Origin of the sequence: Acinetobacter sp. Marseille-Q1623, assembly GCF_902809895.1 — a bacterium.
GTDB classification, from domain to species: domain Bacteria; phylum Pseudomonadota; class Gammaproteobacteria; order Pseudomonadales; family Moraxellaceae; genus Acinetobacter; species Acinetobacter piscicola_A.
Window position 1 is genome coordinate 2,438,162 of record NZ_CADDWG010000001.1, and the last position, 20,805, is coordinate 2,458,966.

General features: G+C 38.3%; 19 protein-coding genes. 8 read left to right on the forward strand and 11 right to left on the reverse strand.

Features of this window, described 5'->3' with window-relative positions:
• Window positions 1-136 precede the first annotated feature (136 nt).
• The 3 genes from HUV91_RS11655 to HUV91_RS11665 are packed head-to-tail and all read right to left on the reverse strand — an operon-like array spanning window position 137 to window position 3,479.
• Window positions 137-1,144: an HlyD family secretion protein gene (locus HUV91_RS11655; RefSeq protein ID WP_174493458.1), complete on the reverse strand. Its 1,008-nt coding sequence runs from the start codon at window positions 1,142-1,144 to the stop codon at window positions 137-139.
• Between the two features lie 29 nt (window positions 1,145-1,173).
• The gene (locus HUV91_RS11660) at window positions 1,174-1,380 is read right to left on the reverse strand and encodes a DUF1656 domain-containing protein (protein ID WP_174493459.1); all 207 of its coding nucleotides are present in this window, start codon (window positions 1,378-1,380) and stop codon (window positions 1,174-1,176) included.
• Window positions 1,377-3,479 carry an FUSC family protein gene (locus HUV91_RS11665; RefSeq protein WP_174493460.1) on the reverse strand — a complete coding sequence of 701 codons (2,103 nt, stop codon included), beginning with the start codon at window positions 3,477-3,479 and terminating at the stop codon, window positions 1,377-1,379. The genes HUV91_RS11660 and HUV91_RS11665 overlap by 4 nt, the downstream gene beginning before the upstream one ends.
• A 548-nt stretch (window positions 3,480-4,027) precedes the next feature.
• On the opposite strand from HUV91_RS11665, the gene HUV91_RS11670 reads away from it, so the two are divergent.
• The gene (locus tag HUV91_RS11670) at window positions 4,028-4,843 is read left to right on the forward strand and encodes an IclR family transcriptional regulator (RefSeq protein ID WP_174493461.1); all 816 of its coding nucleotides are present in this window, start codon (window positions 4,028-4,030) and stop codon (window positions 4,841-4,843) included.
• A gap of 330 nt (window positions 4,844-5,173) precedes the next feature.
• The gene (locus HUV91_RS11675; RefSeq protein ID WP_130074469.1) at window positions 5,174-5,881 is read left to right on the forward strand and encodes an NAD(P)H-dependent oxidoreductase; all 708 of its coding nucleotides are present in this window, start codon (window positions 5,174-5,176) and stop codon (window positions 5,879-5,881) included.
• Between the two features lie 50 nt (window positions 5,882-5,931).
• Here the strand turns inward: HUV91_RS11675 and HUV91_RS11680 are convergent, their stop codons facing one another.
• Window positions 5,932-6,567: an alpha-ketoglutarate-dependent dioxygenase AlkB family protein gene (locus HUV91_RS11680; protein ID WP_174493462.1), complete on the reverse strand. Its 636-nt coding sequence runs from the start codon at window positions 6,565-6,567 to the stop codon at window positions 5,932-5,934.
• Between the two features lie 196 nt (window positions 6,568-6,763).
• On the opposite strand from HUV91_RS11680, the gene HUV91_RS11685 reads away from it, so the two are divergent.
• The 3 genes from HUV91_RS11685 (at window position 6,764) to HUV91_RS11695 (ending at window position 9,466) form a co-directional block, all read left to right on the forward strand.
• Window positions 6,764-7,123 (forward strand): hypothetical protein, encoded by a 360-nt coding sequence (locus tag HUV91_RS11685; protein WP_174493463.1) that lies wholly within the window; start codon window positions 6,764-6,766, stop codon window positions 7,121-7,123.
• Window positions 7,124-7,189: 66 nt separating this feature from the next.
• Complete coding sequence (locus tag HUV91_RS11690) at window positions 7,190-8,992, forward strand: ABC transporter ATP-binding protein (protein WP_174493464.1); 1,803 nt, start codon at window positions 7,190-7,192, stop codon at window positions 8,990-8,992.
• A gap of 66 nt (window positions 8,993-9,058) precedes the next feature.
• A complete protein-coding gene (locus tag HUV91_RS11695) occupies window positions 9,059-9,466 on the forward strand; it encodes a hypothetical protein (protein WP_174493465.1) in 408 nt (135 codons plus the stop codon).
• A 53-nt stretch (window positions 9,467-9,519) separates the two neighbouring features.
• Here HUV91_RS11695 and pgsA read toward each other — a convergent pair whose 3' ends face one another.
• From pgsA to uvrC, 4 genes are all read right to left on the reverse strand, one after another.
• Complete coding sequence (gene pgsA, locus HUV91_RS11700) at window positions 9,520-10,107, reverse strand: CDP-diacylglycerol--glycerol-3-phosphate 3-phosphatidyltransferase (protein ID WP_130074464.1); 588 nt, start codon at window positions 10,105-10,107, stop codon at window positions 9,520-9,522.
• Window positions 10,108-10,212: 105 nt separating this feature from the next.
• The gene (locus tag HUV91_RS11705; RefSeq protein WP_174493466.1) at window positions 10,213-11,007 is read right to left on the reverse strand and encodes a thioesterase family protein; all 795 of its coding nucleotides are present in this window, start codon (window positions 11,005-11,007) and stop codon (window positions 10,213-10,215) included.
• Window positions 11,008-11,101: 94 nt separating this feature from the next.
• Window positions 11,102-11,428 (reverse strand): DOPA 4,5-dioxygenase family protein, encoded by a 327-nt coding sequence (locus HUV91_RS11710; protein ID WP_130074462.1) that lies wholly within the window; start codon window positions 11,426-11,428, stop codon window positions 11,102-11,104.
• A gap of 60 nt (window positions 11,429-11,488) precedes the next feature.
• Window positions 11,489-13,288: an excinuclease ABC subunit UvrC gene (uvrC, locus tag HUV91_RS11715; protein WP_174493468.1), complete on the reverse strand. Its 1,800-nt coding sequence runs from the start codon at window positions 13,286-13,288 to the stop codon at window positions 11,489-11,491.
• A gap of 195 nt (window positions 13,289-13,483) precedes the next feature.
• On the opposite strand from uvrC, the gene HUV91_RS11720 reads away from it, so the two are divergent.
• On the forward strand, window positions 13,484-14,530 hold the full coding sequence (locus tag HUV91_RS11720; protein ID WP_174493469.1) for an AAA family ATPase: 1,047 nt from the start codon (window positions 13,484-13,486) through the stop codon (window positions 14,528-14,530).
• Between the two features lie 15 nt (window positions 14,531-14,545).
• Here the strand turns inward: HUV91_RS11720 and HUV91_RS11725 are convergent, their stop codons facing one another.
• The 3 genes from HUV91_RS11725 to lpxO form a co-directional block, all read right to left on the reverse strand.
• Entirely contained in the window at window positions 14,546-15,070 is a 525-nt protein-coding gene (locus HUV91_RS11725) for a hypothetical protein (protein WP_174493470.1), read from the reverse strand.
• Between the two features lie 60 nt (window positions 15,071-15,130).
• Complete coding sequence (locus HUV91_RS11730; RefSeq protein ID WP_130074458.1) at window positions 15,131-15,754, reverse strand: PH domain-containing protein; 624 nt, start codon at window positions 15,752-15,754, stop codon at window positions 15,131-15,133.
• 147 nt (window positions 15,755-15,901) lie between these two features.
• On the reverse strand, window positions 15,902-16,819 hold the full coding sequence (gene lpxO, locus HUV91_RS11735) for a lipid A hydroxylase LpxO (RefSeq protein ID WP_130074457.1): 918 nt from the start codon (window positions 16,817-16,819) through the stop codon (window positions 15,902-15,904).
• A gap of 644 nt (window positions 16,820-17,463) precedes the next feature.
• On the opposite strand from lpxO, the gene fadB reads away from it, so the two are divergent.
• Entirely contained in the window at window positions 17,464-19,617 is a 2,154-nt protein-coding gene (fadB, locus tag HUV91_RS11740; RefSeq protein WP_130074456.1) for a fatty acid oxidation complex subunit alpha FadB, read from the forward strand.
• 12 nt (window positions 19,618-19,629) lie between these two features.
• Window positions 19,630-20,802: an acetyl-CoA C-acyltransferase FadA gene (gene fadA / locus HUV91_RS11745; RefSeq protein ID WP_174493471.1), complete on the forward strand. Its 1,173-nt coding sequence runs from the start codon at window positions 19,630-19,632 to the stop codon at window positions 20,800-20,802.
• Window positions 20,803-20,805 lie beyond the last annotated feature (3 nt).

Sequence of the window (20,805 nt, forward strand, 5' to 3'; positions counted from 1 at the left end):
GATCTAAAAGATTAAGCCTGTATTTCGATACAGGCTTTTTTTATCACCACATTGTTTTATCTGAGTATATCTCTGCAATAAAAAACCACCTATATACAGATGGTTTTTTTGTTTGGATGAAATCAATATAGTGGACTTAATGTTGTGCTTTTAAAATATGTACAGTTGCCGTGCGCCCTGCCACAAAAGCCAATTCATTGTGCGGTAATTCATCCAAAACAATTTTTACAGGAACACGCTGTGCCAAACGTACCCAACTAAAAGTAGGGTTGACGTTAGCAAGTAAGCCTGATGAGGTTGTACGTTCACGGTCTTCAATCCCTGACGCGATCCCTTGTACATGACCTTTGATTTTTTCAGAGTCACCCATTAACTGTACGGTAGCAGGATCACCCACATGGATTTTATTCAGTTTAGTTTCTTCAAAATAACCCACGACAAAAAGTTGTTTACGATCTAACAAAGCTGCGACAGCTTGTCCAACTTTGACATAGTTGCCTGCACGCATATCAAAGTTTGATAAGGTTCCATCCGCAGGCGCACGTACTTCAGAACGCGTGAAATTAAGTTTTGCGAGATTTAGATTACTCTGTGCGACTTCGATTAACGCTTTTTGCTGTTTAATGTTGGCTTCGGCTTGTTGAATTTCGGCTTGCAATTGTTCATGTTCAGCATGAGATTGATCACGTGTTGCAAAAACTTGGTCTTGCTCTTGACGAGAAATTGCACCATCCATCAAATCAGCATAACGATTTGCCGTTTTATCTGCGAGTTTAATATTGGCTTGAGATTTTATCAGATTAGCTTTTGCTTGTACCAAAGTCGCTTCTGCTTCTGCTAAGCCTGATTGTGCTTTACTAATGTCCGATTTGGCTTGCTCTACATCTAAAGCTTGACGCTCTACATCAATTTTAAATAAAGGCTGCCCTTTTTTAACACTTTGGTTATCTTGTACCAAAACTTCTGTCACCAAACCCGAAACATCAGAAGATACTTGAATCACATCACCACGCACACGTCCATCACGTGTCCACGGTTCAGCATTGTAATAATTCCACAAATGTACAATACACAGTATTGCCAACACGACAATCACAAGTAAACCTAGGGGGCGTATTACTTTACGCATATCAAAGTTATTCATTTTATCTCATCCAAATCATCAAACTTCGCTTAACTCACATACACCACATATAAACTGTGGATTCCCCAAAGCAGTACAATATATATACATAAATTAAAAATACTTGGTAAAGCAATCCAACCTTGCTCCGCCCATCGGTCTGTCCATACATTAATCAACTTAAGTAATAAGTATGCAATGACTGCCTGTACCAAAAAAATCGGAATATAAACCCCATAAATATTCAACTCGCTCATTGAGATACTCCTAAATTGGTATCGGCAAAGTCCTGGATGTCCACCGTTTTGACTTGTTGGTGACATACACTATTACGAATATTATTCACTGAAATTTTTAAACGATGGCGAATATCTTCATCACCTATACTGTCTGCATCATATTGAATATTCTGTAATTGTTGTAAAACATTATGCAAAGTCAGATCTGCAGGTTGCTGTTTTTCTTTCTCACTAAACCATTTTTCCAAATACTTTTGTAACTGTGCAATCTCTGCGACAACAGGAGATTCATTAGACAATTTCCCCGCCAATTCTTGTAAACGGGTAAAGTCAATCACTGCGCTCGATTCAACCAAGGCGGCATTGACGTCATAACTCAATTTTTCTGATTGCACCTGTTTAGTATTTAAGACCCCAATCCGATCTAGCATACCGCGTAAGTGAATACGGAAATTTGCACCATAGTGCATGCGCACGGCTTCACGCATCGCTTGATAATGTAAAGCCAAGATACGCTGTACCGTGATTTCTGGCGACATTGCACGCACAATATGCACAATATATACCGAGATAATTGGACCAATCACAGTACCCAAAGAAAAGTCAAAAAAAGCCACTTGATCCATAAAATATCGATTTTGAATATTCATGCCCATGATACTGCCCATAATTAAAGGCAAACCCAAACCATTCAAAGGCGGATGTAAATACAACATCAAACAAAAAATCAGAAAAGGAGCTAAGACCAACATTAACTCTATAAAAGAGTGAACATGTGGGAAAATTCCATACGCATAGATAAATATGATGATCGCAGCATAAATACTGGCACGAATAAAGATTTTCAAAGCGGGCACAGGATTATCCAATGCAGTCAGAATACACGCACTGATCGCAGCCATCTGCGCCATCATAAAACCTGATTTCCAACCGCTTAAAATCCAAATACTTGACGCAATCATAATGGTCAAAAAGGCAGATAAACCACCACGTACAGCAACACCATAATCACGATGTAAACTCGGATAAGATGTGGTTAATGGTACAATTTGTTCAGGTAAACTGGTGTCACCTTGTTGCATCCGTTGCCAGATCAAACGTACCGCACGCACATTTTGAATAAAATGGCGAATATCCATTTTTAGACTACCAAGCATAACCTGCTGCGACTCAGGTGCATGTTTTAAAATAACATCAAACTCTACGTCAAAATGCTTAGGTAAATGATTGAGTTCATTCTCTAAAATCGGATGCTGATCATCTAAAAAGGCATCCACATGCCGGTGTAAGACGGTTAAATTTTCTCGATACCCCATATCAATATGATCAAGCTGTTTCAGCCGTTCAGACATTGCCACTAAATTAGCCACCAACATGGTGACTTGATGCAATAACTCTTGTAATGGCTTGGTCATGCCTTTTAGTTTAGATTTCTCATAACTTAAATGCACTGCCATCGTATGAATATCAGAAGTATCACGCGTAATATGCGCCATCAATTGAGTATAATTTTTCTCGTGATGATCTGTTCCCAATATAATTGAATCAAATAAAGACTGGGTGTCACTGATGGTTTTTTTGACACGATTTTCCACGACAGGGCCAATATGCATTGGCATCAGGGTTGTCGTCACCACTGCACTGCAAATTACCCCAATCGAGATTTCTAAGAAACGCCCCAATGCCATATCAAAAATCGAAATCTTATCGATATAATAAATGCTGTTAAAACAAATAATGACGGCTGTATACCCTGCTAGCATCACCACATAACTACGAGGTGTACGATCTAATAAAGAAATATATAGACAAATACCGACCCAAACGGCCAATACAAACGTAAATAACCAAGGGGTATTAATCAAATAGGGCGTTACTGCCACAGCAAAAATTGCCCCAAAAGCAGTACCTAATAAACGATATAAACTTTTTGATGCCACCATCCCTGAATAGGGATTTGCAATGACAAAAACTGTACCAATCGCCCAAATCGGATAACTCAGATTCAGTTCAAATGCGATAAACAGTGCCAACATACCCGCAATAAATGTCTTGATCGAAAAGATCCAGTCCAATTTATTCGGACGAAATGCCAACAGCTGCTTGGTAAGTAACATGCAAAATCTCTATTTGAGTATAATCAATACAATGAATAACACTGCTCTACATTTTTCAACGACCAAAAAAGTGCACCATTTATCTATGTAAACAGTGTACCGATTTCAAAATCTTAAAATATAAGAAAACCCCAACACAGTCAGAATAGAGGTGATTGGGATTTCATACGAGGGTATTCATCATTAACACGATGACAACCTAGCAAAACTAAGTTTAAAAATTCATCATTAGATATTTAATTTAACAATTTTTTCAAAAAAAATATAAATAGTCAATAAAAATATCTTATATTGATAATACAAACAATATTAAGCAAAATAAATTTTCTTTTTCATGGTCATTTTCCATAATATGATGAAAATAAGCCTTAATTTTTTGCTTATATTTGAATCTTTTTCCTTTAAATTTTTGCGCATTTAAATTTTATCGCTCATTTTTTTAAAACACCGCAATTTATGATGAAATTACTTTTTATTTAGGTTTTTTTTGTTATAAAGTAACATTGTAAATTTTCTTTTTTGGTATACAGGTACTAAGTAGGTAATCAATGGCGCTTTCAAGTTTTGGTAAAATTCTCACTGTACTCGATTTATTCTCGGTGACACGCCCAGTAATTAATGTCGATGTCATTTGTGCTGAACTAAATCTATCAAAACCAACAAGTTATAGATATTTAAAAGAACTCGTTTCAGCAGATATCTTACAACGTCTGAGCGGAACTTCTGGTGACTACACACTAGGACCTAAAATTGCGGTGATGGACTATATCTCTAGAACCACAGATCCGTTGGTACAAATCAGCAAACCCTTTATGCAAGAAATTTCTGAACGCACGGAACTTTGCTGTCTACTCACCCAACTGAATGATCATTATTGTATTGATATTCATCATGAAGTGTACCGAGATGAGACGCTTTTAACCTATGGTCGTGGTTGCCCTCGCCCTGTCTTTATGGGCTCTTCACCGAAAGCCATCATGGCGCATTTGTCTAAGCAGAACCTACAAAGTTATTATGCACGTTTTCAAACTCAATTGGCTGAAGTTGATTTTGCGGAAAATGAAGAAAGTTTCATGCAGAAAATGAAAAAAATTAAAAAGCAAGGTTACTATTTTTCACAAGGTGAACTTGATCCAAATGTATCTGGCTTATCGATTCCAATCAAATTTTCAAGCAAAGAAGCGCCGCTTGCGCTGACTGTTTTGGCATCTAAAAATCGCTTTGAATATTTAAATTTGCAAAAGTTAATTGAAACACTACAAGATTCTGCTGAACAAATTGAAAAGCGTTACCAAGCACTTTCAGAAAATGATCAACTTTCTGAACTCAACCCAACCTTAAAGCATTTTCAAATCAACATGTAAGTTATTTTTGATAATTGTAATAAATTTTACAATTTATCAGATTGTAAATTTGCAAAAATTCTCATATTATGATTATGTTCTCCAGCAGTTTTATATTCTAGCAGCGTTATTTTTACGAAAATAATTCTCACTCAGAGGAATGCCAGTTAATACACAATTGACTGGCATTTTTTATGTCTTATCAATTTGTTAATCATCTGTGAAAAATGATGTATTTGCCTTATTCAGTATAAAAATATTTTTTCGGTAATTGCACTCTACGTCATTTCGTGAATAATTCCTTTATCAAATAAGAATGAATTTGAATAAAATTTTAAGGAACGACCATACATGAATATTCTGATTATCCATGCACATCCCGAGCCACAGTCTTTTTGTACTGCACTGAAAAATACCGCCATTGAAGAATTACAAAAACAAGGGCATCAAATCGAAGTCTCTGATTTGTATGCGATGAATTTTAATCCTGTAGCATCGGCTGCTGACTTTGCTGAACGTGGCAATGCTGACTATTTAAATTATGCACTTGAGCAACGCCATGCTTGTCAGCAAAAAGCTTTAGCCCATGACATTCAAACTGAAGTGGAAAAAGTGCAAAAAGCTGACTTACTGATTTTAAATTTTCCAATGTATTGGATGTCCATGCCTGCGCTATTAAAAGGTTGGATTGATCGGGTATTTGTGTCAGGCATTTTTTATGGAGGCAAACGCTTTTATAACCATGGTGGTATGACGGGCAAAAAAGCCATGTTAAGTTTTACTTTAGGTGGGCGTGATCATATGTTCGGTGAAGGTGCGATTCATGGTTCTATGGACAATATTTTAATTCCCATCCAACGTGGCACATTGGCTTATGTCGGTTATGACGTTTTACCGCCATTCATTGCTTATCATGTGCCTTATATTTCTCAGGAAGCGCGTGAGCAAATATTGCTAGACTACCGTCAGCATTTACACAATATTGAAAATTTACCAGCAATTGTATTTCCCACTTTAGAACAGTTTGATGACAAGCTTTATCCCTTGAAAAATGCTTAACTGTATAATGCAACTTGAGTAGACATCACGCTATTTTGGTCAAAGTGCTTTTAAGCGCTAGATAAATCTGAATAAAAATAACGAAATGTTAAATTGATGCGAGGTTGCAAAACCTTAGTACTTTTGGCTAAACAATGTTTCCAATAACATTGCGTTTGTCCTCGCATCACGATCAATTGACCAGGCTGTAATTGTAAATCGATCTTTTCTGCTGTGGTTTTATGTTTAAAACTAAATTTTCGAGTTGCACCCAAACTTAAAGATGCGATCACCGTTTCTAAGCCGCGTTCAGCCACAAAAGCTGGCTCATCATCACTATGCCATCCCATGCCTTGTGTACCATCATCATATAAATTGGCTAAACAAGTATTGAATGGATGTCCAACAAGCTGCGCAATGTGTTGCTTTAATCGAAACAAACCTGCATTCCATACCTGTGCTTGTTTCACCATGCCTGAATATTGATATTGATAAGGTTGATCGCCATACCATGCAACTTTACGCTCAGTTTGATGATACTGTCCTAAAATAAACACTTCATCTGGTTGCCATGCCAAATGCTGCGCAAAGTAATTGAAATATTTTTGGCTTTGCTCATCATTGAGGATTAAACCATAATCTTTCACTACACCATCATAAGGAAGTAAATTCTCATTTGCTTCAGGCTGAAATAACTCTAAGTTCATGACTTATTTATCTTATTCATTATTTATTCTACAATGCGTGAATCGATACAATGAAACAAGTCTTTTTTCTAAAACACAGATAAAATATAACTTCACTTACAAAATATGCTCAACTTTTCGTATTCTCTCGACAAGATACGCTTGTTGTGTTTGTATAAAAATCTACTATAAAAAATAGAGATAAGGAATTGAGCACATGAAAAAGCTAGTTTTTATTTTCTGCTGTATATTAAGTATTGATAGCTACGCTGCACATTCTTGTGATCGTTTAGCACAAATTGCTGATAAGCATGGTGTGATGTATGGCACCAAATATAGCTTTACTGTGGTCGGTAAAAAAGGATTTCGTAGCTATTTTCATTCAGCCCCCTCTGAACAATGTAAATTAAAAAATACTTTTATTATTCCAAACGATTCTGTCATTGCTTATCAAGATTTTAAACATGAAAATCAAGATTGGATGTATGTCATGTATATTGATAAAAATGGCAATGACACCTCTGGTTGGGTCAAAGCAAAAGATTTTAAGGTTTCGGGTCGTATGAGCCCAAACTAACTGTCACTCAATAGAAAAAAGCATTTTAATCCAGCATAAAAAACCAAAGTAAAAAAGAGTAATGCGATGAACCTTTGGCACTTATTTCAAAAATTACGTCCTTTTGTCCAACCGTATCGTTGGTTAGTGATTGCGACCTTAATTTTGACACTCATTGGTTCACTCACCGCACAGGTCAATGCACTCACTTTACAATATGCCGTAGATCGCATTAATAAATTGGTCGAATCAGGTCAAGGGTTAACTGAAGGTTGGCATATTCTCATCACCATCACGGTGATTTTATTGGGTAAGGAAATTATCAACGCCATCGTACAATTTGGACAAAAATTTTATGGTGAAAAGCTGCGCATCTTAGTATCTCAAGATTTAGCGCAAGGCATTATTGAGAAATTCCTCACCTATCGCTTAGCGTTTTTTAACGATGATAATAACCAAGCAGGTAAATTACAAACCCGTATTGACCGAGGCATTGGTTCATTGACTCGTTTGGTGCAAATATTTTTTATTGATATTTTACCGCTATTTACCAGTGCATTTGTGGCTTTGGGGTTGATGTACTATGCTAACTTTTGGGTCGGTTTAGTCGCAACGGCTATTGTGCCAATTTATTTTTGGCTAACCTATAAACAAGCACAAAAACTCGGTGGATGGCGTAGAAATTTACGTGATGGACGAGAAAAGAAAAGTCAGGGAATTTTAGGTATTATCAACTCAATCACAGTGATTAAATCATTTAACCGCGAGTCGATTGAAGCTGAAAAACAACTCAAACTACAAAAAGAACTCACTGAAAACCAAATGCGTACCCGTCAAACCAGTTTCTTGTTTGATGGTCTAAAAACGTTTATTGAACAAATTGGCATTGTCCTCATTATTATTCTTACGGCTTATTTTGTTTTAGATGGACAAATGAGTATCGGTATGATTATGTACCATGTGCTGTTATTTAATAACGTTTCTGCCCCGATTCGTTCCTTGCATCGTATTTATGATGAAGTGAATGATGCCATGATTTATTCAGAAAGTTTCTTCAAAATCCTTGAAGCCGATGACGAGATTGAATCGAGCGGCTCACTCAAACCCCACATTCAAGGTCATTTCTCTTTAGAAAACGTCAACTTTAGCTATCCCAATGGGCATCAAGCGTTGTACGACATTAATATGACCATTCAACCCAATAAAATCACTGCTTTGGTGGGTTTATCAGGTGCGGGTAAGTCAACCTTGATCAGTTTATTGGATAAATTTTATGTTCCTGAATCAGGCTGTATTCGTTTAGATGGGATTGATCTAGAACAGATCGATACACAATATCTACGTGATCATATTGGTTTAGTCTTACAGAAAAATCATATTTTCCAAGGCTCTATTTTTGACAATATCCGTTATGGAAAAACTGATGCTACGCTCGAAGATGTCATGCATGCTGCAAAAAAGGCTTCAATTCACGATCAAATTTTAAAACTTCCACACGCTTATGATAGCGATGCCCTCATGCTGTCTGGTGGACAACAACAGCGTATCGCGTTGGCACGTATGTTTTTGAAAAATCCACCAATTATCTTTCTTGATGAACCAACAGCAAGCTTAGATGCTATTGCAGCTGAACAAATTAAGCATAGTTTAGATGAGATCAAACAAGGACGAACAGTGATTATCATTTCACATAGTCTGTCGCAGATTATTGATGCCGACTATACCTATGTGATGAAGGAAGGACATATTGCAGAACATGGCGAGCATGATGATTTGTATCATCAAGATGGCGTTTATAAAGAAATTTTTGATGCGATGGCAAAAAGCTTAAATATTGAAAAAATTGCGCGAACTTTTGAGGATGATGCTGAGGAAGAAACCCATAGTTAAGAAATACATCTACAGATATTATTTGGATTTACTTATATCAATATTATGCAGTGAGAACTCTTAGATATGGATTTAGATTTTAAAAAATTAGAACAAACACAGCATATGCTCGAATGGCTATCTGAAAATCCATTTCAAGAAATCATTATTGCACTTGAAAATATGTTTACTCAACAATCTGCAACGACCAAAGTTTTATCATTTAAAATTAGTGGTGAACCTGAATGGCTTACAGGAGCCAAAAAAGTTGAAAAATCGGAACAAATGGTTCTAGTTCGGGTTGGACTCGCAGTACCTTGTGATTTCACCTTAAAAGATCAAACGGGTATTCATCACCTCAGTGCGATTTTTACTTGGGTAGGCACAGATTTAGACCAGCATCCAAAAACACAAATGTGGGTGGATTTAGATCAAACGATCCAAGACTATGGCGCTAATGGAAAGTTAAAAAGTCGAATTTATGAGGGAGATTGATATTTAGTTATGCATAAAAAACCCCAGTAATCACTGAGGTTTTTTAAATTAACTTACGGCTGTTTTAAATATGGCCAAGCCGCTTTTAGGTAAATAAACATCGACCAAAGCGTTAAAATCACTGCGGTATACAATAAAGCATACGCCAACATTTCAAGTGGCTGCCAATTGAGTAAAAACACAGTAATCGCAATCATTTGGAAAGCTGTTTTATATTTACCTACAGTTGATACTGCTACATTGGTTCTCGCACCCAATTCAGCCATCCACTCTCGTAATGCAGACACTGTAATTTCACGTGAAATAATGACAATCGCAGCAAATGCCATCGCAATACTTGGTTTCCATTGCACCAAAACAATCAATGCAGCAGCAACCATTAATTTATCTGCAACAGGGTCTAAAAAACGCCCAAAAGCAGAAGTTTGATTTAATGTTCTCGCAAGGTAGCCATCAAACCAATCTGTGACTGCGGCTATCACAAAAATAGCCGTCAAAATCAAATGACGGGTCATGCCACCTTCATGTCCACCAACACCAATTGCAGGAGGCCAATAAGCGATCGCTAAAAAAACAGGAATTAACGCAATACGAGCTAGCGTCAAGATATTTGGAATATTCAGGATACGACCTGTAGTCATAGACACCGCCAGTAAGTCCCCTATTCGCCTTTGGAAAGGCAAACTATAATTTAGAGTAAAGCTCTATTTCGTGAATACTTTAAACGATTCACATGAAACTGTCGACTAGGCAAATACAGTAACCGTCTGTCTTGCAATCGCAATCAAGCGATTTTCACTGTCCCACAGATAAGCATGTTCTGTCACATAACCATGTTGCGCATGATCTGTGATCACTTGATATTTAAACCAATCATGCAATTGATGGTGCAAAGGATGAATAAATGTCACATGCCAACTTAAACTACTGGCAGGTGCAGGCTTTTTAAACATGGGCAATACACCCGGTGGCCAGACATCCATTAAGGTTAGAACATCTGCAAGGGTCATACTACGCTGTGCATGAAGGTCAGGCTCAAAACGACATAAACCTGCAAAATCAGGGTTTTTACTGCCCGATATTGGATAATGCCCATCTGTCCATGCCAGTTGAAAATTTTGCACACATTCAGGAAAGGGTAAATATTTCGGAATAATATTAATTTGATCCAAAGCAGGAAAGTTTGGCGGCTGTGGTGCTAAATCCACCTGAATCATTGACTCTCGTTGACTACCAAAACTTGCGATTAAAATACTTTGTACAGCATCATTTTGCCAAAGTCGCACTTCAATGGTCGTGACGGACTTCCCTTGACGTAAAATTTCTGCGGTGAATTTTACTTGTGCTCGATCGACAGGTCCAACAAAGGTAATACTGCAACTGAGTAATTTTTTCAGTGGATCATTGATGGTTACAGTAGCTTTATGAATCAGCATACCTGCAACTAAACCACCAAAAATGGTTCGCCCTTGCAACCAACCTGTTGGCATTTCAACCCATTCTTGTTGTTCGATCTGAGTAAATAAATCCTTTAACTGCATGACCATTCTCATTGCATTTTTATTGTTAGACATCTTGCCTATTTAAACTTTACTTGTGAATGATCAATGACCAGCGAGTTTATGGATTTTTAGGTCATTTCAATAATCGATCTAAATTCAATATGAGGCTTTCACCTAACCACTGTGCTCCTTCAGTATGTGCCAGATATTCATTCTCCCATAAAGGATGAATCAACACAGATAGCCCCAAATGACGACGATTCAATGTATGTTTCAACTGTGGCAAAACAGCTTGATCAAATGCCAGTTGAAACATGGGTTTGGTATGTGGCCCAACCAATTTTTGATGGATACGACCGTAACTCATCGCTTCACCAAACTCTTGCTGTAGTTGCACATAAAGCGATTCTATCAGCTCAATTTGCGTCAAATCAAAATAGATATGTGCATGATATTTCATCAATTTATAATATCCAAAACAGTTAAATCTACATTCCAAAAAGTTTAAAGCAATGACTGACTATTCGTGTAACACTTTATAAATAGTTCTCGCCATCACATCGCCTAAGCCGGGGACAAGTTTCAGATCATTTTCAGAGGCTTTCAATACCCCCTGAATCCCGCCAAAATGGGTCAATAAATCACGACGGCGTTTTGGCCCTAAGCCTGGAATTGCTTCCAAAACCGACCCCCCTCGACGTTTATCTCGTTTAGCACGATGTCGAGTAATCGCAAAACGGTGTGCCTCATCGCGTACTTGCTGAATCAGATGCAAAGCTTTATTGTCCTCAGGCAACTGAATTTTGCTTCCATCGGTAAAATGTAAAGTTTCCAAACCTGGTTTACGTCCTTCACCTTTGGATACCCCCACCATAAAGGCATCTAATCCTAGCTCCTGCATGACTTCCATTGCCATATGTAATTGTCCTTTTCCACCATCAATCAACAATAAATCAGGCAACATGGCTTTTTTATAACGGCGTGTAAGTGCTTGACGCATGGCAGCATAGTCATCACCGCCTGTAATATCTTCAATAGAAAACTGACGATAATCCCGTTTGCGTGCACCGCCTGCATCAAATACCACACAAGATGCAATGGTCGCCTCACCCATGGTATGTGAAATATCAAAGCATTCAATACGATCTATCGGACGACCACATACTTGTTCAAGCTGATGAAACCGTTCATTAAGTTCTAAATGGTTTGCCAATTTTCCTTTGATCGCATGTTCAACATTCATCTGTGCCAGTTCAAGCCATTCAGCACGCGTTTCACGCACTTTATGTTTAACCTGAATTTTTTTCTCGAATTGCTGCTGCAAAGCTTCTTCAAGCTGTTTTCGATCGGGAATTTCTACATTTACAATCAACTCACTCGGAACTTCATCTGCCACTTGGAAATAGAAATTTGCCATAAAGTCAGACAACATTTGTGCCAAATCATCGCCCAACATATCGGGAAAATAGCTTTTTCCACCCAACATTTTGCCATTGCGTACATGCATGATTTGCACACAGGTCACCCCTGCTTGATAGGCAATTGCCAGAATATCCGCTTCACCTTTGATTTTATAAATGGCTTGTTGCGCCTGCACATCTCTTAACAATGCCATACGGTCCCGATAGAACACCGCTTTTTCAAATTCTAATTTTTCGGCGGCTTGTTCCATTTTCTGAATCAATTCCTGATTCAGCTCTTTGGTATCACCATTTAAAAATCGAATCGAATTTTTCACATCTTCCTGATAATCTTCAGGTGAAATTAAGCCCACACACGGTGCGGTACAACGCTTAATTTGGTACTGTAAACACGGGCGTTTACGCTGTGAAAAATAGCTATTTTCGCATTGACGGACATGAAATAATTTTTGTAAAACCAATAAGGTATCTTTGGCATTATACGCACTAGGATAAGGACCAAAAAACTTGCCGACTTGGTGTTTTCCTTTACCCCGCCCTGCGGCAATGCGGGGATAAGGCTGATCTGCTGACACAAAAATATAAACGTAGGATTTATCGTCACGCAACATAATGTTATATGGCGGACGATGGAGTTTAATCAGGTTTTGTTCAAGCAATAAGGCTTCCGTTTCGGAGCGAACCACCAAAGTTTCAATGTCATAAATACGCGCAACCAAAGCCTGTGTTTTAGGATGCTCAATGGTTTTAACAAAATAACTCGACACACGATTTTTTAGATTTTTGGCTTTGCCGACATAGAGCAACTCCCCCTCCTTACCTAACATGCGATACACACCAGGCAACGTGGTCATATTGGCTAAAATCTTTTCGATATTTTCTCGTGCGTTTTCGTTCACTGTTAACCTATTCTTTTCAATTCTGTCTCATGATGTGATGCTTTTTTTGCTCATTTCAAGCAATTTATTGCTAACGTAAATAAAAACCACAAGATTCAACAATCATCTGATTGCTAAAAACTATGAATCTCACCACTTAATTTTGTTATGCTCAAAGCATCTAATACGTCATTTCTTCGATCAGGTTGCAATTGCATGACCATTGAAAACGCTGCTATTCACATTGTCAAACCAACAACAAATACACAATATTCTTCTGAAAAAAAGCCTGTTTTTGGTCAGCCACGTTTTCATTTTAAACCTCAAACCGTAATGCAACATTTACGTCGTCGAATTATTGGACAAGAAAAAGCATTAAACGAAATAGAAAAAATGTTGCATGTGGTCAAAGCCGACTTTTCTGCACCTGATAAACCGCTTAGCGTAACACTTATGCTTGGTCCAACAGGCGTAGGAAAAACAGAAACCGTACGCTTAATTGCTGAAGCCATTTACGGACAACCTGATGCTTTTTGTCGTATTGATATGAATACCTTAGCGCAAGAACACTATGCAGCAGCAATTACAGGTGCACCTCCTGGTTATGTGGGTTCAAAAGAAGGTCATAGTTTATTTGATGAAACTGCCATAGTTGGTTCACATACCCGCCCCGGTATTGTGTTATTTGATGAATTAGAAAAAGCCTCAACTGAAGTACTTCGTGGTTTGATGAACATTTTAGATACAGGAAAACTAACATTAACTGCGGGCACAAAAACCATAGATTTTCGCAACTGTATGATTTTTATGACCAGCAACATTGGTGCACAAGCGGCTCAACAGTATTTAGATAAACTCAATGTCTTACCTAAAAAATTGCAGGATGTGTGCCTTAAACGAGTTCCAACCAAAACCATTATTGAAAAAGTTATGTACCGCAAATTTGATCCTGAGTTTATTAACCGTATTGATCGTATTTTGCATTATCAAACGGTGCGGGCAGATGCACTGCCACACTTGCTTGAGATTGAACTAGAAAAGCTTAATCAGCGTTTGGCGCATCAAAAGCGTAGCGTGTTTTTAACAGATTCAGCCAAAGCTTATTTTTATCAAGATCATGATATTCGCTTTGGTGCCCGCCACTTAGCCCGAAAAATCCGTACAGAACTTGAACCTATTTTGGCCGTGTATTTTTTAAATCAGCCTGAACACCAAATTTTAAATGTCGATTTTTTTGAAAATAAGCTTTTGATTCAAAAGTAAAATAATCCTATGGTTTTATCTATATTGTAAACGAAAAGTGATATACCAATACGGTTGCTCATCCTCAACATATCTCACTTGTGCAACCCAGTCCTTTTTAACCCATCGGATAGTTTGACCTGTGCTCAATGGTTCAGCCACATCATTTTCCACCATTCTCCAACCCTGTTGCTCATAACGGGGTAGAATATGGTGTCGTAGTTGCTTCAATGACAATTGTGCAAGTGGCAGCTCTACAGCAAAACTTTTGGTACTGGTGATCCATGTAAACTGATGGTATTGGTAAGCGGGAAGTTTTTCTTGATAAATCAATGCAGCATCTTGATAAAGCTGTGTCATCACCTCAGGTAAATAATCCAAACGCTGCGCTAAAGTGACTTTATTTTCATCCTGAAAAGGTTTGACTTCTAAATATGGAAAAATAAAAAACGGCGCAAGCATAACGGCTGCAATCAGGAAATAAAGTACCCGATTCAGATTGTCATTTTTTTCTTGAAAAATGGCAGGTTTGTTCTGATGATCTTGTTGAGGATTATTCATATTTTAATCTGGTCACAATTAAATGCCCTTGCGAGCATTTAATTGTAAAAGCGATTGATTTTAATTTTTTAAATAACGCTCAAAAATTTCAGAAAAATCATAATTTTCAATCTCTTTAATACGTTGGTTGGCGTATTCTTCAACTTGATGTGACGTTTGATTAATAATTTCAGGTAAATTTAAAATCACCTGTTCACTTAACTCACGTAAATTAAACATTTTCTGAACATTTTCATTGCTTTGTAGCAAGATATTGCGCTTACGATTAATCTCTTTGCAGGTTTCACCAATGGTAAATAAGGCTTTGTACAAATCACGAATTTTTTCTATTTGCTTTTTATCAATATCAATTGAAAAAGCTTTTTCACCCAATTGAAATTTAATTTCAGCATCTAAATCGACTGTACCTGCAGTTTCGAGCAAGACATTTTTGATCGGATGATGTTTATATAAATAGCGGTATAACATGCGTTTTTTACTCATCGCACTGGTACCATCAAGGTGCATAAAAGCGACGTTGGTAAAACAATATTCATCGGTTTTGCTTTTAATCACAAAAAATATTTTTTCGTTATCTTCATGAAAAATATAATCATCTATATCCGTTTTATTAAAATCATGCGGTTCAATAATAACCCCAATATCACTTGTTCCCATCATTTCTGAGGCTAAATTTTTAAACATTTTCAGATTCCATCTTATTGCTTTGTCTTAAAAATTTAACAGTTTTACACACTGCTACAAGTTGATAATTGTTATTAAAGCTAATGTATCTTCAAATTTAAAATAAAAAACGCCCCGAAAGGCGTTTAAATTTAAAACTTGAGCGATTTAATGAAAAACATAAGGTCGAATAAAAATTAAGAAAAACAAGCCCAACATCAAAAACCATTTTAAAAAATAGTACAATTTACGATTGGTTTTCTTCAGTGCTTTGGCTTTAATGCGAATTTGGTAAACATAACCAAAAACTTTATTTAAGCCACCTGTTTGATCCCCTGCTTCATTGGGTGAACTTGCCGCTGTCATGACGTTTTTACCAAACCAATGATTAAAACGTTCCATCCATTTTGTCGTTAATGGACGTTCGACATCGGCAAAGAAAATAATGCGATTTTGATCGGTTTTATTTTCAGCATAGTGAATATAGGTTTCATCAAACACGACACTCTCACCATCACGCCATGAATACTTTTGACCATCCACATCAATAAAACAACGATCATCATTGGGTGTAATTAAACCCAAATGATAACGTAAAGAACCTGCATAAGGGTCACGGTGACGGACTAAACGGCTATCAGGGGCAAGCTCAGTAAACATCGCAGCTTTAATGGTCGGTAATGTTTTTAATAAGGCTGTAGTTTTTGGACAAAGATCTGCAGCCGATGGATGTGCAGAGTCATACCATTTCAGATAAAAACGCTTCCAACCCGTTTTAAAGAACGAGTTAAAACCAAGATCATCATAGCTACTTGATGCTTTAATCCCACCTTGTGCATAAAGCGCTTGCGCCTCATCTCGAATCATTTCCCAATTTTCATCGAGCACTTTTAAATCTTGAAAATGTTGTGTCTCAATATAAGGCTGATTCGGCACTTTGGAAAACATATACATTAAAAAATTAATCGGTGCGAGGAGCGTAGAATGGTCAAAAAATTGACGATAAAACGAATGACGCACTTTACCGCGATTTTGGATATACAGCGCTGAAATCACAAAAATCGCCAATATGATCCATTTAATCATATAGCACTCTTTATCAAATCTTTAAGGAGCTTTCCATCTGATCTAGATGGATGTTCTAGGTCTAGAACTTACAGGATGGACAAATATTAGCAAATCCAAAACATAAAATCTTGGCTATTTTCTCATCTTGAGAGAATATTTTTACAAAAACCTCTCTATTTTTCATCAAAAAAACATAGGGTTTTTATCTCAAATTATTCATTTTCAATTAGATTTTTGACATTAATTTTCATCAACAATGAAGCAACTTTAATCCAACTCATGCTTTCGCAGCTGTTGAAGAACTTGGCTAAAGCGTATTATTTTTTGTATCCGTCATTGACCGAAATGACCAAAAACACACAGCAACATGTTCAATATATCACACTAAAATAGCATAAAAATACTTTGCATATTTCATAAAATTATAATAAAAATAATACATTAACAATCAAAAGACTGAATATAAGCAAGCGAAGCCCCATGTGCTCATGCGTATTAGACAAAAAAATTCATGACCCTTGCGTCACGGCTTGATACAACTTGTTATGTTCTTTTTCGATATAGTTATCGTAAGATTAGAGAAGTCGAAATGTGTGTAGGAAAAACGCACACGTACTTCAAAACATCAACTTAGAAGTCCTCCAAAAAAAGGAGATCAGGGCATGATCCACGCTGGCAATGCCATTACCGTCCAAATGCTTTCGGACGGAATTGCAGAATTCCGCTTTGACTTACAAGGTGAGTCGGTTAACAAATTCAACCGTGCAACGATTGAAGACTTTCAAGCAGCCATTGCAGCCGTAAAAGCTGATAGCAACATTAAAGGTTTGATCGTCACTTCAGGTAAATCTACCTTTATCGTAGGTGCGGATATTACTGAGTTCGGTGAAAACTTCGCTCAAGGCGAAAAAGCGATTGTGGATTGGGCGATGCCTGTTCACGAAATCTTCAATTCATTTGAAGATCTAGAAATTCCTAAAGTTGCTGCGATCAATGGTATTGCATTGGGCGGCGGTTTTGAAATGTGCTTAGTTTGTGACTATCGTGTGATGTCAGAAGCGGCAACTGTAGGCTTACCTGAAGTGAAATTGGGCATCATCCCAGGCTTCGGTGGTACAGTTCGTCTAAGCCGTGTCATCGGTATCGACAATGCTGTTGAATGGATCGCAACTTCTGCAAATAAAAAGCCTGCTGCTGCACTGAAAGATGGTGCTGTGGATGCGGTTGTTGCTGCAGACAAGTTACAAGAAGCAGCGATTGATCTTGTAAAACAAGCAATCTCTGGTCGTCTAGACTGGAAAGCAAAACGTCAAGAAAAACTACAGCCTGTTAAACTCGACATGCTTGAACAAATGATGGCGTTTAACTCATCTAAAGGTGTCGTGCTTGCAAAAGCAAACCCTGCGCAATATCCTGCGCCAAAACTTCTTCTTGATTCACTTCAAGCGGGTGTGAGTCAAGAGCGTGATGCAGCGTTAAAAATTGAAGCTGAGGCATTTGCTAAAGCGGCAGTAACGCCACAAGCAGGTGCGTTGATTGGTTTATTCATCAACGATCAAGTGGTGAAAAAAGCATCGAAGAAACATGAAAAAGGTGCTCATCCTGTAAATCAAGCAGCTGTATTGGGTGCTGGTATCATGGGTGGTGGTATTGCCTATCAAGCGGCAAGCAAAGGCACACCAATCATCATGAAAGATATTGGTAATCCACAACTTGCTTTAGGTATGAAAGAAGCAAATGGCTTGTTGACTAAACAAGTTGAACGTAAGCGTTTAACCCCTGCAAAAATGGGTGAAACCCTTGCACGTATCCGCCCAACTTTAAGCTATGACGAGTTTAAAGAAGTGGATATCGTGATCGAAGCGGTAACTGAAAATCCAAAGATCAAAGAAGCAGTACTTGCTGATACTGAAGCAAAAGTACGTGATAACACGATCATTGCATCGAATACTTCGACAATTTCAATCACGCGTTTGGCAAAAGCTTTAAAACGTCCTGAGAACTTTGTGGGTATGCACTTCTTCAACCCAGTTCACATGATGCCTCTTGTAGAAGTCATCCGTGGTGAGAAAACTTCTGAAGAAGCGATTGCAACGACTGTTGTTTTAGCTCAAAAAATGGGTAAAACACCGATTGTTGTCAATGACTGCCCAGGCTTCCTCGTCAACCGTGTATTGTTCCCTTACTTCGGTGCGTTTGACCTTCTTCTGAAAGATGGTGCTGACTTCCAACAAATCGATAAAGTGATGGAAAAATTCGGCTGGCCAATGGGTCCTGCATACTTGATGGATGTGGTGGGTATCGACACGGGTGTTCACGGTGCAGAAGTGATGGCGGAAGGCTTCCCTGACCGTATGAAACCTGATTATAAAGGTTCAATCCAAGCGATGTACGAAGCAAAACGTTTGGGTCAAAAGAACGATGTCGGTTTCTATAAATACGTTCTAGACAAGAAAGGCAAGAAAGCAAAAACTGTTGATCCAACAGCATATGAAGTGATTGCTCCAGTCATTACTGGCGAAAAACGTGAATTTGATGCGCAAGAAATCATTGACCGTATGATGCTTGCTTTCTGTAACGAAACTGTTCGTTGCTTGGAAGACAAGATCGTTGAAACTCCAAATGAAGCAGATATGGCGATGATCATGGGTGTAGGTTTCCCTCCATTCCGTGGCGGTCCAGCACGTTATATCGATCAAACTGGTGTTGCTGAATACGTTGCGCTTTGCGACAAATATGCCCACTTAGGTAAAGCTTATGAAGCGCCACAATTGTTGCGTGACATGGCTGCTAACAACAAAAAATTCTACGGTTAAGGAGCAACGTGAATGGCTACTTTAAATCCACGTGACGTTGTCATCGTTGATGGCGTACGTTCTGCAATGGGTAAAACCAAAAACGGTATGTTCCGCAATGTACGTGCTGACAGCTTATCTGCTGAACTCGTTCGTGCTTTAGTTGCTCGTAACCAATTTGATGTCAACGAAGTTGAAGATGTCATCTGGGGTTGTGTCAACCAAACTTTAGAACAAGGCATGAACATTGCCCGTAACATCGTGTTATTGGCTGACCTTCCTAAAACTGTGGGTGGTCAAACTGTAAACCGTCTTTGCGGTTCTTCTATGCAGTCGATCCACACTGCTGCGGCTCAAATTGCAACCAACCAAGGTGATATTTTCATCATTGGTGGTGTAGAGCACATGGGGCATGTGGGTATGATGCACGGTATCGACTTGAACCCTGAGGCATCTAAGCACTATGCAAAAGCATCGAACATGATGGGCTTAACGGCTGAAATGTTAGGTCGTATGAATGGCATTAGCCGTGAAGAGCAAGATGCATTCGGTGTTGAATCTCACCGTCGTGCTTGGGCTGCTACTCAAGAAGGTCGTTTCAAAAACGAAATCGTGGGTGTTGAAGGTCATGATGCCAATGGTTTCAAAATCCTTTGCGATATCGACGAAGTCATTCGTCCAGATGCAAACCTTGAAGCGTTCCAAGCATTACGTCCTGTATTTGACCCTAAAGGTGGTACAGTCACTGCTGCGACTTCTTCTGCGTTGTCTGATGGTGCGTCTGCAATGTTGCTCATGTCTGCTGAACGTGCGCAAGCTTTAGGTCTTAAGCCACGTGCTGTAATTCGCTCTATGGCGATTGCAGGTTGTGATGCTGCGATCATGGGTTATGGTCCTGTTCCTGCGACTCAAAAAGCGCTTAAACGTGCTGGTTTAACAATGGATGACATCCAAACCATCGAGTTAAACGAAGCATTTGCTGCTCAAGGTCTTGCAGTAATGAAAGGCTTGAACATTTATGACAAGCAAGACAAGATCAACTTGAACGGTGGTGCAATTGCGCTTGGTCACCCATTGGGTTGTTCTGGTGCGCGTATCACAACGACATTGCTTAACGTAATGGAGCAACAAGATACTCAAATCGGTCTTGCAACGATGTGTATCGGTCTTGGTCAAGGGATCGCGACAATTATCGAACGTGTTTAAGAT